This window comes from Mycobacterium helveticum, from assembly GCF_007714205.1.
Lineage (GTDB): Bacteria > Actinomycetota > Actinomycetes > Mycobacteriales > Mycobacteriaceae > Mycobacterium > Mycobacterium helveticum.
Genome location: NZ_VMQU01000121.1, coordinates 1 through 15673, shown reverse-complemented (window position 1 = coordinate 15673; position 15673 = coordinate 1). Strand labels below are relative to the sequence as shown.

The window sequence follows — 15673 nt, the reverse complement described above, 5'->3', positions numbered from 1 at the left end:
CCCTGCCCCTGCCCCTGCCCCTGCCGGAGTCTCAACGCGAACACCCGGTCCAGCTGATAGCCGACGAACATCCCGTCGCGCACCAGGTCCCAGCTTTGGGCGGCCACGCCCTCGTCGTCGTAGCCCACGCTGGCCAGACCGTGTTCGACGGTGCGGTCGGCGGTCACGTTCATCACCGGCGAGCCGTAGCGCATGGTGCCCAGTTTGTCCGGCGTCGCGAACGACGTCCCCGCGTAGGCGGCCTCGTACCCGATGGCACGGTCGTATTCGGTTGCATGCCCGATCGATTCGTGAATGGTCAGCCACAGGTTGGTCGGGTCGATCACCAGGTCGGTGGGCCCGGGCGTCACGCTGGGCGCCTTGACCTTCTCGGCTAGCAGCCCCGGCAACTGGGCGAGCTCGTCGGTCCAGTTCCACACCTCGTCGCCGGCCAGGGCCTCCCAGCCCCGCCCCATCGGCGGCGCCAGCGTGCGCATCGAGTCGAAGCTGCCCGCCGCGGTGTCGACGGTCACCGCGTCCAGCGACGGCATCACCCGCACCCGCTGCTGGGTGATCGACGACCCGAAGGTGTCGGCGTAGAAGGTCTGCTCCTTGACGGCGTTCAGGCCGGCCGACACGTGGTCGACGCCGTCGGCACTCAGCAGCCGCGCGGAATACTCCTGCAGCACCGCGATCTTGTCGCACGCGGGGATGCCGAACGGGTCGATCCGGTAGCTCGAGCACCAGGTGGCGTCCGCATACACCGGTTCGGGCGCCAGCTCGACGCGCTCGCGGTTCAGCGCCGCCAGCGTGGTCGCCACCTGCACCGCGCGGCGGGCGGTCTCGGCCGCGACGGACGGCGCGAGTTCCGCGTGCGAGGCGAAACCCCAGGTGCCGTCGACGATCACCCGCACCGCCAGGCCGACCTCGCGGCTGACCACCGCCGTCTCGAGCTCGCCGTCGCGCAGCTGGATGATCTCGGTGCTGATGCGGTGAACCCGCAGGTCGGCGTGGCTGGCCCCGGCCGTTTTCGCCGCCGCCAACGCGGCGTCGGCCAACTCGTGGCGCGGCAGGTCCAGGAAGTCGGCATCGATCTCCCGGGTCGGTGTCACGACTCCACCGTAACGACCGCTGCCCACAAAACGCGTCGGCGCCCGCTTTAATACACCCATGCCCGACGTGACCCGTCGCTCCACCGCGCTGGGCTATGCCTTGCTGGCGCCCAGCCTGTTCGGTGTGGCCGCCTTCTTGCTGCTGCCCATCCTCGTGGTGGTGTGGCTCAGCCTGTACCGGTGGGATTTGCTGGGCCCCCTGCGCTACGTCGGCCTGGCCAACTGGCGCTCCGTGCTGACCGACCCCGGCTTCGGCCACTCGCTGATCGTCACGGCCGTGTTCGTGGCGATCGTGGTGCCCGCGCAGACGGTGCTGGGGCTGGTGACCGCCGCGTTGCTGGCGCCGCGTCTGCCGGGCTCCGGGCTGTTCCGCACGTTGTACGTGCTGCCGTGGATCTGCGCCCCGCTGGCCATCGCGGTGCTGTGGCGCTGGATCCTGGCCCCCACCGACGGCGCCGTCGCCACCCTGTTGGGGCACCGCATCGAGTGGCTCTCCGATCCCACCCTGGCGCTGCCGCTGGTGTCGGCGGTCGTCGTGTGGACCAACGTCGGGTATGTGTCGCTGTCGTTCCTGGCGGGCCTGCTGGCGATCCCCGATGCCATCCACGCCGCCGCACGCACCGACGGCGCCACCGCCCGGCAGCGGTTCTGGCGCATCACCCTGCCCATGCTGCGCCCGACGACGTTCTTCGTGCTGGTGACCGGGATCGTCAGCACAGCACAGGTTTTCGACACGGTGTATGCGTTGACGGGCGGCGGGCCGGCCGGCAGCACCGACCTAGTGGCACACCGCATCTACGCCGAAGCGTTCGGCTCGGCGGCCATCGGGCGGGCATCGGTCATGGCGGTGGTGCTGTTCGTCATCCTGATCGCGGTGACCCTGGTGCAGCAGTCCTACTTCCGGCGGCGGATCAGCTATGACCTCACCTAGCCGGCTCACCGGCGGCGCGATCTACGTCGCGCTGGCGTGCGGTGCACTCATCACGTTGGCGCCGTTCGCGCTCGGGTTACTGACCTCGTTCACCTCGGCACACCAGTTCGTCACCGGCACACCGCTGCAGTGGCCGCGGCCGCCCACGCTGGCCAACTACACCGACCTGGGCGGGGTCGGGTTCGGCCGCGCCGCAGCGGTGACCGCGCTGATGACCGCGGTGATCCTGCTGGGACAGCTCACCTCCTCGGTGCTGGCCGGCTACGCGTTCGCCCGGCTGCGGTTCCCGGGGCGCGACGGGCTGTTCTGGGTCTACATCGCGACCCTGATGGTGCCGGGAACCGTCACGGTGGTGCCGATGTATCTGATGATGGCCCAGTTGGGTCTGCGCAACACGTTCTGGGCCCTGGTGCTGCCCTTCATGTTCGGCTCCCCCTACGCGATCTTCCTGCTGCGCGAACACTTCCGCATGATCCCCAACGACCTGATCAACGCGGCCCGCCTGGACGGGGCCAACACGCTGGACGTGGTCGTGCACGTGGTCATCCCGTCCAGCCGGCCGGTGCTGGCCGCGCTGACGCTGATCACGGTGGTCTCGCAGTGGAACAACTTCATGTGGCCGTTGGTGATCACCAGCGGCCACAAGTGGCGGGTGCTCACCGTGGCCACCGCCGACCTGCAGTCGCGGTTCAACTCGCAGTGGACGCTGGTGATGGCGGCCACGACGGTCGCGATCTTTCCGTTGGTCGCGCTGTTCGTGACGTTCCAGCGCCACATCGTCGCCTCGATCGTCGTCTCGGGGGTCAAGTGAGCCGGCCCCGGTTTTCCACGCTGGCCGCCGCGGCGCTGGTGCTCGTCGCGGTGCTGCTGGCCGCGACGGCGGCGCTGCTGAACTACTCCGGCGAACCGCGCGGCGACAAGGTCGTCGTGCGGGTGCGGTTCTGGGCGGAGCCGATCGCGCTGGCGTACCGGCAGTCCTTCGAGGCTTTCAACCGCGCGCATCCCGGCATCGACGTGCGCGCCGACATGGTCGCCTACCCCACCTACTTCGACACCCTGCGCACCGACGTGGCCGGCGGCAGCGCGGACGACATCTTCTGGCTGTCCAACGCCTACCTGGCCACCTATGCCGACGGCGGCCGGTTGATGAACATCGGCACGACCCTCGGCCCGGACGCCGCCGCGGACTGGGAACCCGCGGTGGTCGACCAGTTCACCCGCGGCGGTGTGCTCTGGGGGGTGCCGCAGCTGACCGACGCCGGCATCGCGGTGTACTACAACAAAGACCTGGTCGCCGCGGCCGGCATCGATCCCGCGCGCCTGGACGCCCTGCGTTGGAGCCCCGACTCCGGCGCCGACACCCTGCGCCCCCTGCTGGCCCGGCTGACCGTCGACGCAAACGGGAGAACCGCGGACACAACGGGTTTCGATCCCGGTCGGGTCAGGCAATGGGGATACAACGCGGCCAACGACGCCCAGGCCATCTATCTGGACTACATCGGCTCGGCGGGCGGGGTGTTCCAGCGCGGCGACAAGTTCGCGTTCGACAACCCCGCGGCGATCGCGGCCTTCCGCTACCTGGTCGGCCTGATCAACGCCGACCACGTCGCGCCGCCGGCCTCCGACACCAACGACAACGGCGACTTCTCCCGCAACCGGTTCCTCGCCGGCAGGATGGCGCTCTTCCAATCCGGCACCTACAACCTCGCCGCCGTGGCCCGCGACGCCCGATTCCGCTGGGGCATCGCGATGCTGCCGATCGGCCCCGCGGGCCGGGTCAGCGTCACCAACGGCATCGCGGCGGTGGGCAACGCCGCGTCCAGGCATCCCGCGGCGGTGCGCGAGGTGCTGGCGTGGCTGGGCAGCAGGGAGGGCAACGCCTACCTGGGCCGCCGGGGCGCGGCGATCCCGGCCGTGCTTTCGGCGCAGCAGGTCTACTTCGACTACTGGGCCGCCCGCGGCGTCGACGTCACACCGTTCTTCTCGGTGCTGCGCGGCCCGCGGATCCCGGCTCCGGGCGGCGCCGGCTTCCCCGCCGGGGAGGTGGCCCTGCAAAGCTACTTCGACGAGATGTTCCTGGGCCGAGGCGATGTCGCGGCCACCCTGAAGCGGGCGCAGGCGGCGGCCAACGCCGCCGCGCAGCGGTAGTTCACCCGGGCAGCACCAGCACCGGCACCGGGCTGCTGCGGATGATCTTGGTGCTGCGTGACCCGAGGAAAACGCGACGGATGTCGCCGCGCGGCGACGTACCCAGCGCCAGGATCTCGCCGTCCACCCAGGACACTTTGCCCAGCACGTCTTCCCACGAGTGGCCGGCGACCACGTCGAGCGGGACGTCGTCGCCGACGATGTGTCGAGTCTTCAAATCTTCCAATATCTCTCGCGCCTGCGCCACCCACGCGTGCAGGATGGAGTCCTCGACGTCCAGCCCCACCTTCGGTGGGTACATCGTCTTGCCGCGCAGGGCGAAGTTGAGCACCCGCATCGGCACGCCGAACCGCGCGGCGGCCTCGAAACAGCGCCGCACCACGTCGACCGTGTCCGGGGTCGCGGAGTAGGCACAGGTGAGTCGGGCCAATGTGCCGCTATGCGAACGGTATTCGCGGGGACTGATGGCCACCGGCACGGGCGAGGCGTGCAGCAGCCAGTCGGCGGTCGACCCGATCACCACCTGACCGCGCCCGCCGCTGGGCAGCGACCCCAGCACCAGGAGATCCCCGCCGGCGTCCTCGACCACCTCGATCAGGCCGCCCGCCACCGAGCGGTGCGCGCGGTGCACGTAGGCGACCTCGACCCCGTCGCCCAGGTCGCTCAGGCAGCGCGCGGCCTCCTCGGCCGACTCGGCGGCGAGGCGTTCCGCCCAGTCGTCGCAGTCGGCGCCGGAGCGGGCGCGCGGCGGTGTCAGCCACGGCTTGGGCACGATGGTGGCCACCGTCAGGGAGGTGCCGAGGGTCCGCGCGGCGCGGACGGCCAGGTGCAGCCCCGACAGGCCGACCTGGCCCGCGCGGTAGCCGACGACGACCGTCACGGCGTGTCCCTGCCGGGACGGCTGAGCACATCGTTGAGAGCACTGTGGTGGCGGCCCCACACAACGTAGAAGATTAACGCCACCACGACCCAGCCGCCGAACGCGATCCAGGTGTACCAGTGCAGACTGGCGAGGATGTACGCGCACGCCAGCACCGAAAGCACCGGCGTGACAGGGTAACCGGGCACCGTGAACGGCCGGGGCAGATCGGGCTGCCGCACCCGCAGCACGATCACCCCGACCGATACCACGATGAACGCGGTGAGCGCGCCGATGGACACCATGTCCGCCAGGTCCTGCAGCGGTATGAGGGCGGCCAGCAGCGACGCGGCGATTCCGACGACCACCGTGTTGGTCACCGGGGTCAGCGTGCGGGCGTTGACCGTCGCGAACCGCGACGGCAGCAGGCCGTCGCGGCCCATCGCGAACAGGATCCGGGTCTGGGCGTACATGGTGACCAGGGTGACCGTGAAGATCGAGATCACCGCGCCCGCGGCCAGCAGCGTGCTGGCCCAGATGCCGTGCGTGACATGGTCGAGGATCGTCGCCAGCCCGGCGTCCTGCTGTGCGGCGAAGTCCTGCCACGGCTGGGTGCCCAGCGCGGCGAGCGCGACCAGCACGTAGGTGGCGATGACGATCACCAGCGCCGCGATCAGCGCGCGCGGCATCGACTTCTGGGGGTCCTTCACCTCGTCCCCCGCGGTCGACACCGCGTCCAGGCCGACGAACGAAAAGAAGATCGTGCCCGCCGCCGAGCCGATGCCGGCGACGCCGAACGGCGCGAAGTCCCTGAACTGCCCGGCGTCGAACGCGCCGAACGCGATCACCACGAACACCGCCAGCACGGCGAGCTTGATCAGCACCATGACGGCGTTGACCTTGGCCGACTCGCTGGCGCCCCGGACCAGCAGCAGCGCGCACAAACCGATCAGGATGACCGCCGGCAGGTTCACCCAGCCCGGCTCGGCGTCCCAGGGCGCGGCCGACAAGGCCTGCGGCACCCGCAACCCGAACAGGTTGTCCAGCAGCGTGTCGACGTAGCCGCTCCAGCCGACGGCAACCGCGGCGGTGGACACCCCGTACTCGAGCAGCAGGCAGGCCGCCACGCCCATCGCGGCGGCCTCACCCAGTGTGCCGTAGGCGTACGAGTACGACGAACCGGACACCGGTACGGCGGCGGCCAACTCGGCATAGCAGACGGCCGCGAGCCCGGCCGCGACGCCGGCGATGACGAACGAGACGATCACGCCCGGACCGGCTTCGGGCACCGCCTGGGACAGGACGAAGAAAATGCCCGTGCCGATCGTCGAGCCGACGCCGAACATGGTGAGCTGGAACGTGCCGATGCTCCGCTTGAGGCGCTCCGCGGCGCCGTGCGCGACGGGTGCGCCGGTTACCGGGCGGCGTCGCAGCATCTGCGGCACCAGGCCGATCGACGTCGCGGGCACATGCACCTCCTGGTGCCGGGTCAGCCGATTATGCGGCAGCCTCCCGCAGCACCGCAGCGAACTGCTGAACCGCCCAGTCGATCTCCTGCGCAGTGATCACCAGCGGCGGCGCGAACCGCAGCGTCGAGCCGTGGGTGTCCTTCACCAGCACGCCCCGGTCGGCCAGCCGCAGGCTGATCTCCTTACCGGTGGCCAGCGCCGGTTCGATGTCGACCCCGGCCCACAGGCCGAAGCCGCGCACCGCCACGACGCCGTGGCCGATCAGCGCGGCCAGCCGGCGGTGCAGGTGGCGACCCAGTTCGGCCGAGCGGGCCTGGAATTCGCCCCGCGCCAGCATGGAGACCACCGTGGCGCCGACGGCCATGGCCAGCGGGTTGCCGCCGAAGGTCGACCCGTGCTCCCCGGGGTGCAGCACGCCCAGGATGTCCCGGTTGGCCACCACCGCCGACAGCGGCACCACGCCGCCGCCCAGCGCCTTGCCCAGCAGGTACACGTCCGGTGTGACACCCCAGCGGTCACAGGCGAACGTGTAGCCGGTGCGCCCCAGGCCCGACTGGATCTCGTCGGCGATCATCAGCATGTTGTGCTCGCTGCACAACGCGCGGACCGACGGAAGGTAGTCGTCCGGCGGGACGATGATGCCCGCCTCGCCCTGGATCGGCTCCAGCAGCACCGCCACCGTGTTGTCGTCGATGGCCTGGGCCAGGGCTGCGGCGTCGCCGTAGGGCACCGAGCGGAAGCCCGGCGTGAACGGTCCGAAGCCGCCGCGCGCCGCGGGATCCGAGGAGAAGCTGACGATGCTGATCGTGCGGCCGTGGAAGTTGTTCTCGGCCACGATGATGTTCGCCCGGCCCGCGGGCACGCCCTTGACGTCGGCGCCCCACTTGCGGGCCACCTTCAGCCCGCTCTCGACGGCCTCGGCGCCCGAATTCATCGGCAGCACCATGTCTTTGTCACACAGCTGCGCCAGCGCGGCACAGAAAGGCCCCAGGCCCTCGGCATGGAAGGCGCGGCTCACCAGCGTCACCGTGTCCAGTTGCGCGTGCGCCGTCGCGGTGATCTCGGGGTTGCGGTGACCGAAGTTGACGGCCGAGTAGGCGGCCAGGCAGTCCAGGTAGCGCCGGCCGTCGACGTCGGTGATCCACACCCCTTCCGCGCTTGCCGCCACCACGGGCAACGGCGAATAGTTGTGCGCCGCATACGTGTCGGCCAAGGTGATCGCGCTCTCGGTGCGGTGCGTGGTGACCGCCTCCGCAGTCCGGGCGTCGAGAATCGTCATGAGAACACCTCCAATGTGCAGCATTTGACCGAACCGCCGCCCTTGAGCAGCTCGGATAGGTCCACACCGACCGGCTCGAAACCGGCCTCACGCAGTTGTGTCGCGAAATGCGTTGCACCAGAAGGAAGGACGACGTGCAGGCCGTCGGAGACGGCGTTGAGTCCCAGCACGTACGCGTCGGCGCTGCCCACCACGATAGCAGCGGGGAACAGCGCACGCAGGTGGTCCCGGGCCGCCTCGCTGAAGGCCGGCGGGTAGTAGGCGATCGTGTGATCGTCGAGGACGGCCAGCGCCGTGTCGAGGTGGTAGAAGCGCGGGTCGACCAGCCCCAGGGACACGACCGGGAGGCCGAGCGCCGCCGAGATCTCGTCGTGCGCGCGCCGGTCGGTGCGGAAGCCGTAGCCGGCCAGCACCATCTCGCCGACCATCAGCACATCGCCCTGCCCCTCGTTGACGTGACGGGTCGACAGCGGCCGGTAGCCCCGCGACGACATCCACGCGGCGTAGGCCCGCGCCTCGGCGGCCCGCTGGTCGAACCGGAACTTCGCGACGATGGCGATGTCGTCCGCGATGAACCCGCCGTTGGCGGCGTACACCATGTCCGGCAGCCCGGGCACGGGCTCGACGACGTCCACGCGATGCCCCAGCCGCAGGTAGGTCTGGTACAGGTTCTCCCACTGCGCGTGGGCGACGCGGACGTCCACGGGAGTGCCGAGGTCCATCCACGGGTTGATCGCGTACTCGACCGCGAAGTAGTCCGGCGGCGTCATCGCGTACCGGCGGGTCCGTGGCGCGCGGGCACGCCTCGGGGCCTCGGCCGCCGGCCGGGTCGCAAACGCGGGCACGGCGACCGGCGCCGGCCCCGCGACATAGTAATCTGTCACAAAAACACCATATTTGAGCACGCATAGACAATCAATCGACGAATCATGCGTCTTATCCGCATATTTGTTGCGTTATACTGGGTCTAGCGGTTGTTTATTGTCTCTCAACGGAAGAGGAGAGCGGGACCGGCATGGACAGGCTCGACGAGACCGACGAGCGCATCCTCGCGGAGCTGACCGACAACGCGCGGGCCACCTTCGCCGAGATCGGCGAGAAGGTGAACCTGTCGGCACCCGCGGTGAAGCGGCGCGTCGACCGGATGCTCGCCACCGGGGTGATCAAAGGTTTCACCACGGTCATCGACCGCAATGCGCTCGGCTGGAACACCGAGGCCTACGTGCAGGTGTACTGCCACGGCCGGATTTCGCCGGCCGAGCTGCGGGCGGCGTGGGCGGACATCCCCGAGATCGTCAGCGCGGCCACGGTCACCGGAACGTCCGACGCGATCCTGCACGTCCTGGCCCGCGACATGCAGCACCTGGAGACCGCCCTCGAGCGGATCCGGTCGAGCGCGGACATCGAACGCAGCGAAAGCATCGTCGTGCTGTCCGACCTGATCGACCGCATGCGGCCCTGACGCGCGCCGGCGCGCCGGCGCCTTAGCGTTGCGAAAGCCCGCGCACCACACGCCCCAACAGTGATGGCGCCGGGCGCGGCGGCCGGCGCGACGCGTAGGGCCACGGGTGGTTCCGCTCCGGCACCGAACCCGCGCGGGCGTCCTTGAGCCGCGCGCGCAGGTGCCCGCGCAGCGCGTCCAGGCCCGGATCGGTCCACCGGTTGTGGGCTTCGACCGGGTCGGCGGTCAGGTCGTAGAGCTCCCACTGGTCGTCGAGCGGAGACGTGCGATAGGTGTTGCCGCCCAGCCCGTTGGCCGCCAGGTGACGCACGCCGGGCTCGGTCCAGGTACCCGGGTCGTCGAACGTGCGGACCAGCTTCCACAGGTGGCCCTCGCCACCGGGGACGTCGTCGACGCGCACGACCAGCCCCTCGAAGTTGGACGCGGTGTGCGCCGGAACCCGGATACGAAGCGGCGCGGGCGGATTGACGGTCTGCTTGAGGCGGCGCGCCAGGCCCGAGGCGACGGTGTCCCCCTCGAGCATGTTGTCGCGGGTCATCAGGTAGACCGCGCGGGTGTCGTCGGCCGGCGCGCCGTCGACGACGGGCATCAGGTCGCGGCCCGGCAGCCCGTGGACCTCGGTGAACGACTCGGCAAGTGCGGAGCCGACGGCAGCAACGTCAATACCGGCGGCCGACAGCAGCGTCGGGACCAGGTCGACGTGCGACGTCGGCGCGGTCACGATCCGCGGGCCCGTAGACCGCTCCCCGATGCGGGCGATCACGAAGGGAACGCGGGTGGCCTCGTCGTACAGGTTGAACCACTTCTGGTGCAGTCCGCCGTGCGCACCGAGCAGGTCGCCGTGGTCGGCCGTGCGCACCAGCACCGCGTCGGCCGAGCCGTTTTCGGTGACGGCCCGCCGGACGCGGTCGATCGGCGCGTCGACCTCGGCGTGCAGCCGGTAGTACAGGTCGCGGTAGCGCTGGGCGTTGCGGTCGTAGGTCCGGTCGATCGCCGGGGCCGGGCCGTAGCCGGAGTAGTAGGCCTCGCGGAACGCGATCTGCGCGGCCGGCTTGGTCGACAGATCCTCGCCGGCCGTCGGCGCGGGCGGCACCGGCGGGGGGTCCAGCGGAGTCGACGGTTTGATCGGGCTGCGGCGCGCCCAGAGCGGGAACAGCACGATGTCGTGCGGGTTGACGAAGCTGGCAACCAGCAGGAACGGGCGCAGCGCCGCCGCGTCCCCGGCGCGGCGGCGGGCGTAGCGGTCGGTGAGCCAGGCGACAACCCGGTCGGCGATGAGCTGGTCGCGGCGCAACCCGGCGTTGGCCAGCGCGGCCCCGTGCGGCTCCGGGCCGACCCATCCCGAGAAGCCGTATGGCGCGAGCGGGTCGGCGTCGAGGTAGCGCTGCACGGCGGCGCGGTCGACGACCCCGTCGTCGTCGTTGGTGGCCAGCGTGCGGCCCGTGGCCGGGTCGGTCAGGTCGGCGTGCGAGATGTGCCACTTGCCGTCGTAGTGGGTGTCGTATCCCGCGGCGCGGAACCAGTTGCCCAGGGTGGGCACCTCGCCGCTGCGCAGCCAGCGCATCCGGGAGTCCGCGGCGGTCTTGCCGATGCCGTCGGTCTGGGTGACCCCGTGCAGGTCGGGATAGTGCCCGGTGAAGATCGTGGGCCGGCTGGGCACGCAGGCCAGAGAGCCGGTGTAGTGCCGGGCGAAACTGACCCCGTGGTCGTCGAACCATTTGCGGCCGGTGAGCACCCGGTCGCGCCAGGCGAGCACGTCGGGTGCCTCGTACGGCGGCACCGCGCGCTCCTCGTCGGTCATGATGACGACGACATCGGGGCGGTCAGACACGAGCCTTCTCCAATCGATTCGCGAGCCCGGCGAGCATGCCGCCGGACTGCCGGGCCAGGACGCGGCACAGGACGCGTTCGGCCAGCCGGTGCGGTGCGCGGGGCCCGATCTCGACGGTGCTGGTCAGGCTCACCACCGTCGCCCCGCCCCCCACCGGTGCCAGCGTCCAGCGGTTGGCCACCCTGCGCAGCCGGCCGGGCAGGCCTTCGATGTCGTAGCCGAGCGCGTGCGGCGGGTCGAACTCGGTGATGCGCTCGACGAGGGCCGCGCGCTTGACCTGGACCCGGCGCGCGGTGCCGACGGCCGCGCCGCCGGGACCGCAGAACAGGATGCAGGAGTGGTCGACGTTTCCGGCCCACGAGCTGATCGAGCCGAAATCCGCCAGGACATCCCAGATCTCCTGCGGGGAAGCCGCGATGCGGCGGCTGCGGTGCTTGTCTGACACGTGCCCAAGTTACGTGACGGCGGCCGGTCCCCGTGGCGTCCGACGGCCCTTCGTCACCGGGTCAGGTGGAACGCGGTCTCCACCCCCACCGCCGCGCCGCACACCGCGATCGTGATCGCCAGGGTCACCCAGTCCGTCGCCTTCGGCCGCGCCGGGTGGGCGGAGAGCTGGCCGGTCCCGCCGCGGGCGGTGATCGCGTCGCCCATCTCGTCGCCGCGGCGCAGCGTCACGGTGATGGCCGCGGCGAGCAGGTCGATCACCTCCAGCGCGTGCCGCCGGAACCGCGCCCTGCGGCCGCGCGGTATCCGCCGAGGCCGCAGCCGGCGGGCGGCGTAGAGCACCTGGAACTCGTCGATCAGCATCGGGAAGGCGCGCAGCGCGAGCGCCAGCGCCACCGCCCACTCGTCGACCGGGATCCGCAGCAGCCGCAGCGGGCGGCCCAACATGGCCATCGCGGGCCCGATCTCGGCGACGTTGGTGGTCCAGGACACCATCGCCCCCAGCCCGAGCAGGACCACCGACAGTGCGGTGATCCGCAGAAACTGCAGGAAACCGCCGAGTCCCAGGTGCAGACCGCCCAGGGCGACCACCGGGCTGCCGCCGCCCAGCGCGGCCGTGATGCCGCCCAGCGCGACGATCACCCACATCCAGCGCGGAACCGACGGCAGCACCCCCCGCGGAATGCGCGCGATCCGAATCGCGGCAGCCACCAGTGCGGCCACCGCGGCGATCGTCACCCAGCCCGGGGACAACGTCAGCAGCACCGAGATTCCGAACACCACGAGCAGTTTGGTTCCGGCCCACAGTTCGTGGATGGTCGACGTCCCGGGCACCGGGACGAGCAGCACCACCGGCCGCGGCGGGCGCCGGCTCGTACCGTGCTCCGGGCCCGCGGTCGGCGGGGCGCCCGCCGTGGCCGTCATGCGAGGCCCCCGGCCGGGGTCGGCACCGATTCCAGCATCCCGTTGTGCAGATGCAGGGTGCGCGGGCAGACGCCCTCCAGCCCGACGAAGTCGTGGGAGATGACCACCACGGTGAGGCCCCGCTCGCGGCGGAGGTCCTCCAGCAGCCGCAGCAGGCCGCGCTGGCTTGCGGCGTCCAGCCCGGCCAGCGGCTCGTCGAGGATCAGCACCCGCGGCGAACACGCCAGCAGCCCGGCCAGCACCACCCGGCGCATCTGACCGCCGCTGAGCTGGTCGATGCGGCGCGCGGCCAGTGCGGGGTCCAGCCCGACGCTGGCCAGCGCCGCGGCGACGCGGCCCTGGTCGCGGTGCGAGAAACCCGCGGCCGAGGCCACTTCCAGGTCGACGCGGCTGCGCATCAGCTGCAGCCGGGCCGCCTGGAACGACAGCGCCACCGCGCCGACCTGCTCGTGGGTGGGCCGGCCGTCGAGAAGGCAGGCACCGGTGGTGGGAATCGTCAGCCCGGCCATGATCCACGCCAGCGTCGACTTGCCCGAGCCGTTGCCGCCGTGGATCAGCAGCCCGTCCCCCTGCTCCACGACGAAACTGATGTGGCGCAGCGCAGGTTTGGCCCACGGTGTGCCGCTGGCGTATTCGTGGCCGACGTCGACGAGTTCGAGCGCCGGCGCCGAACACACGGAGGAGATCTGCGCCACCGGCGCGGACGGCAGCGGCGTGGGCGCGGACTCGACCATGTCGGCGTTGTCCGGCGAGTCGCTCAGGTTGATCGTGCGGTCCGCCGACCGGGCCTCGTTGTCGTAGTGCGTGATGTGCACCAGCGCGGTCCGGTGCCGTCCGGTCAGGCCCGACAGCACGCCGAGCAAAGCCTCCCGGCCCGGCTGGTCGACCATCGTGGTCACCTCGTCGGCGATCAGCAGCGACGGCTCCCGGGCCAGCGCCGCCGCCAGCGCCAGGCGCTGCAGTTCGCCGCCCGACAGGCTTCCGGTGTCGCGGTCGGCAAGCCCGTCCAGGCCCACCTCGCTCAGCAGCCGGTTCACGTCGATCTCGGTCCCCGGCGGCAGCCCCCACACCACGTCGTCGGCGACCCGGGTGCCCAGGACCTGGCTTTCGGGATGCTGAAGCACCACGGCCGTGCCGCCGACCTTGCCCAGGCCGACCGCACCCGGGCGCCGCACGGTGCCCGACGTGGGTTTGCGGCCCGCCAGGATCAGCATCAACGTGGTCTTGCCGGAGCCGTTGGCACCGGTGATCGCCACGTGTTCACCCACCCGCAGGTCCAGGCTGATCTCGCGCAACGCGTCCTGGGTGGCGTGCGGGTAGCGGAAGCGCACCCTGTCCAGCCGCACCGGCACGGGGCCGATCGGGGCATTCTCCCCCTGGCTGCCGTCCCAGGCGTCCAGCTTGTGCACGTCGGGCAGTTCGCGCATCCGCTGCAGCAGCCGGGACAGCGCCCACCAGCCGATCAGCGACACGATCGTGATGCCGACGATGTAGTAGCCCAGCAGGATCCACGGCCAGTAGTGCAGCCCGTCGGCGAAATGCCGTTTGAGATCGGCGCCGGCCTGCCGCAGGTGGATCCGGGACAAAAACTCGGCAACGCCGTCGATGTTCGCGGTCATCACCTGGAAGATCAGGTGCCGCAGCCGGGTCATGACGGCCAGCGTGCCGAGCATCACGGCGCCGAACGCCACCCCGGCGATCAAGGACAGCACGAGCACCGTCGGCGTGCCGCGGCGCCGGCGCTTGACGAATCCGGTCAGCCCGCCGATGTACGCGCCGTGCATGACCGTCATCAACCCGCCCAGGCCGGCGATGAGGAAGGCGATCATCCCGGCGGCGACCGTCGCGGCGAGCAGTACGCGCATTCGGTACCGGTAGGCGAGCAGCCCCGTCGGCACGGTGCCCAGCAAGGCCACCCCGGCGGCGAACGGCACGACGACGGAGATGATCGCGACCACCGCACACAGCGCCCCCATGACCGACGCCTGCGCCAGCTCCACCGGCTGCAGCGGTCCACCGCGGCGCCGCGCGCGCACAAGTCTGGGGCCGGTCACTCCACCGATTCTGCCAGGCCGCGGCCGCAAGTCCGCGCAGAACACCGCGCCAGCTGCGGATTTGCGGCTCGGCGCCCAGCCAGCGGCTCGCTTAGGGGAGCTATGCAACCATGGAAGCATGAACGCATCCGCCGCCAACCACAGCGGCGTCAGTGGAGCCGGTGAAGTGGTGGACGCCGCAACGCCCGAGCCGCGCCCGGGCCTCGGGGCGGACCTGCTCGCGGTGGTCGCCCGCCTCAACCGCCTCGCCACCCAGCGGATCCGGATGCCGTTGCCCGCGGCGCAGGCGAGGCTGCTCGCCACCATCGAGGCGCACGGCGAGGCCAGGATCGGTGACCTGGCGGCCGTCGACCACTGTTCGCAGCCGACGATGACCACGCAGGTACGACGCCTCGAGGAGGCCGGCCTGGTCACCCGGACGGTCGACCCCGGGGACGCCCGCGCCGTCCGCATCCACATCACGGCCAAGGGACGGCAGACGCTGAACGCGGTCCGCGCCGACCGTGCTGCCGCGATCGAGCCGCAGTTGGCCGAGCTCGCACCCGCCGAGCGCCAGGTGCTTGCGGAGGCGGTCGGCGTGCTGCGCCAGTTTCTGGACAATGCCGCCGTCCCGCGACGCCGCGGCACCCCGTGACCGGAACCCATCCGCTGGATCGACGGCCCCCGCACGGGTAGAAACTTAGGCAAAGCCCGGATCGGCGCGCCGGGTCACTCGGTCTGATCGGCGACGAAAGGTGACGGCGATGCGGCCCGACGCCCCGGCCTCCACGCTCACCGTGTGGGTCGGATCCATGCGGTACGTCTGCGCCCCGGGCCGCGACGTGATCGTCGGCCAGGGCAGGGGCTGCGACGTCCCGCTCGAGCGCCCGGGCCACGCCGATCCGCGGCCGCCGGCGCCCCGTTCGGATGTCGTGCTGCGGTTCGCCGAGGGCCACTGGGTCGCCATCGACACGAGCCCCTACGGCATGTTCGTCAACGGCTCCCGGGTGGCGACGGTCGACATCCGCGACGGGCAGGCGGTCACTATCGGTGATCCGCAGCGGGGCCCGCGGCTGGTGTTCCAGGTCGGAGCGCCCCACCGGCCGGCTTCCCCGCCGCCGCCGCAGTCCCGGCCCCAACCGCCCGGCGCGGCCCGGCACGACCGGCCCAAGCCCAGTATCAAATACACATATGACGCAGCC

15 protein-coding genes are annotated in these 15673 nt (G+C 71.2%); 6 read left to right on the top strand and 9 right to left on the bottom strand.

Annotated elements, in window-relative coordinates; all coding sequences use genetic code 11:
- Positions 1-1091: TldD/PmbA family protein (locus FPZ47_RS21985; protein WP_145039593.1), on the bottom strand; the 1091-nt coding region annotated here is incomplete at its 3' end.
- Between the two features lie 58 nt (positions 1092-1149).
- Here FPZ47_RS21985 and FPZ47_RS21980 point away from each other — a divergent pair.
- The 3 genes from FPZ47_RS21980 to FPZ47_RS21970 are packed head-to-tail and all read left to right on the top strand — an operon-like array spanning position 1150 to position 4170.
- Positions 1150-2022 carry a carbohydrate ABC transporter permease gene (locus FPZ47_RS21980; protein ID WP_144951269.1) on the top strand — a complete coding sequence of 291 codons (873 nt, stop codon included), beginning with the start codon at positions 1150-1152 and terminating at the stop codon, positions 2020-2022.
- Positions 2009-2833 carry a carbohydrate ABC transporter permease gene (locus FPZ47_RS21975; RefSeq protein ID WP_144951267.1) on the top strand — a complete coding sequence of 275 codons (825 nt, stop codon included), beginning with the start codon at positions 2009-2011 and terminating at the stop codon, positions 2831-2833. The genes FPZ47_RS21980 and FPZ47_RS21975 overlap by 14 nt, the downstream gene beginning before the upstream one ends.
- Entirely contained in the window at positions 2830-4170 is a 1341-nt protein-coding gene (locus tag FPZ47_RS21970) for an ABC transporter substrate-binding protein (RefSeq protein ID WP_144951265.1), read from the top strand. The genes FPZ47_RS21975 and FPZ47_RS21970 overlap by 4 nt, the downstream gene beginning before the upstream one ends.
- 1 nt (position 4171) lies before the next feature.
- Here the strand turns inward: FPZ47_RS21970 and FPZ47_RS21965 are convergent, their stop codons facing one another.
- From FPZ47_RS21965 to ddaH, 4 genes are read right to left on the bottom strand one after another with little or no spacing between them, the layout of a single operon-like run.
- Positions 4172-5050, bottom strand: coding sequence for a universal stress protein (locus FPZ47_RS21965; RefSeq protein WP_144951262.1), 879 nt, complete (start codon positions 5048-5050; stop codon positions 4172-4174).
- The gene (locus FPZ47_RS21960) at positions 5047-6498 is read right to left on the bottom strand and encodes an amino acid permease (protein ID WP_144951260.1); all 1452 of its coding nucleotides are present in this window, start codon (positions 6496-6498) and stop codon (positions 5047-5049) included. Before FPZ47_RS21960 ends, FPZ47_RS21965 begins: the two co-directional genes overlap by 4 nt.
- 28 nt (positions 6499-6526) lie before the next feature.
- Positions 6527-7777 (bottom strand): ornithine--oxo-acid transaminase, encoded by a 1251-nt coding sequence (rocD, locus tag FPZ47_RS21955; RefSeq protein WP_144951258.1) that lies wholly within the window; start codon positions 7775-7777, stop codon positions 6527-6529.
- On the bottom strand, positions 7774-8661 hold the full coding sequence (ddaH, locus tag FPZ47_RS21950; RefSeq protein WP_425461775.1) for a dimethylargininase: 888 nt from the start codon (positions 8659-8661) through the stop codon (positions 7774-7776). Before ddaH ends, rocD begins: the two co-directional genes overlap by 4 nt.
- A 131-nt stretch (positions 8662-8792) precedes the next feature.
- Between ddaH and FPZ47_RS21945 the strand changes: the two genes are divergently transcribed.
- Positions 8793-9239: an Rv2324 family transcriptional regulator gene (locus FPZ47_RS21945; protein ID WP_144951256.1), complete on the top strand. Its 447-nt coding sequence runs from the start codon at positions 8793-8795 to the stop codon at positions 9237-9239.
- A 22-nt stretch (positions 9240-9261) separates the two neighbouring features.
- On the opposite strand, the gene FPZ47_RS21940 is transcribed toward FPZ47_RS21945, so the two are convergent.
- Genes FPZ47_RS21940 through FPZ47_RS21925 form a run of 4 tightly spaced genes read right to left on the bottom strand, consistent with a single transcriptional unit; the run spans position 9262 to position 14492 of the window.
- On the bottom strand, positions 9262-11070 hold the full coding sequence (locus FPZ47_RS21940; protein WP_144951254.1) for a sulfatase-like hydrolase/transferase: 1809 nt from the start codon (positions 11068-11070) through the stop codon (positions 9262-9264).
- A complete protein-coding gene (locus FPZ47_RS21935) occupies positions 11063-11515 on the bottom strand; it encodes an SRPBCC family protein (RefSeq protein WP_144951253.1) in 453 nt (150 codons plus the stop codon). Before FPZ47_RS21935 ends, FPZ47_RS21940 begins: the two co-directional genes overlap by 8 nt.
- A 53-nt stretch (positions 11516-11568) precedes the next feature.
- Positions 11569-12438 (bottom strand): CbiQ family ECF transporter T component, encoded by an 870-nt coding sequence (locus FPZ47_RS21930; RefSeq protein ID WP_144951251.1) that lies wholly within the window; start codon positions 12436-12438, stop codon positions 11569-11571.
- On the bottom strand, positions 12435-14492 hold the full coding sequence (locus FPZ47_RS21925; RefSeq protein ID WP_246133387.1) for an ABC transporter ATP-binding protein: 2058 nt from the start codon (positions 14490-14492) through the stop codon (positions 12435-12437). The genes FPZ47_RS21930 and FPZ47_RS21925 overlap by 4 nt, the downstream gene beginning before the upstream one ends.
- Positions 14493-14610: 118 nt before the next feature.
- On the opposite strand from FPZ47_RS21925, the gene FPZ47_RS21920 reads away from it, so the two are divergent.
- Together FPZ47_RS21920 and FPZ47_RS21915 are read left to right on the top strand one after the other, a co-directional pair.
- Positions 14611-15126, top strand: coding sequence for a MarR family winged helix-turn-helix transcriptional regulator (locus FPZ47_RS21920; RefSeq protein ID WP_144951249.1), 516 nt, complete (start codon positions 14611-14613; stop codon positions 15124-15126).
- Positions 15127-15235: 109 nt separating this feature from the next.
- A partial coding sequence (locus FPZ47_RS21915) for an FHA domain-containing protein (protein ID WP_246859883.1) occupies positions 15236-15673 on the top strand: 438 nt, incomplete at its 3' end.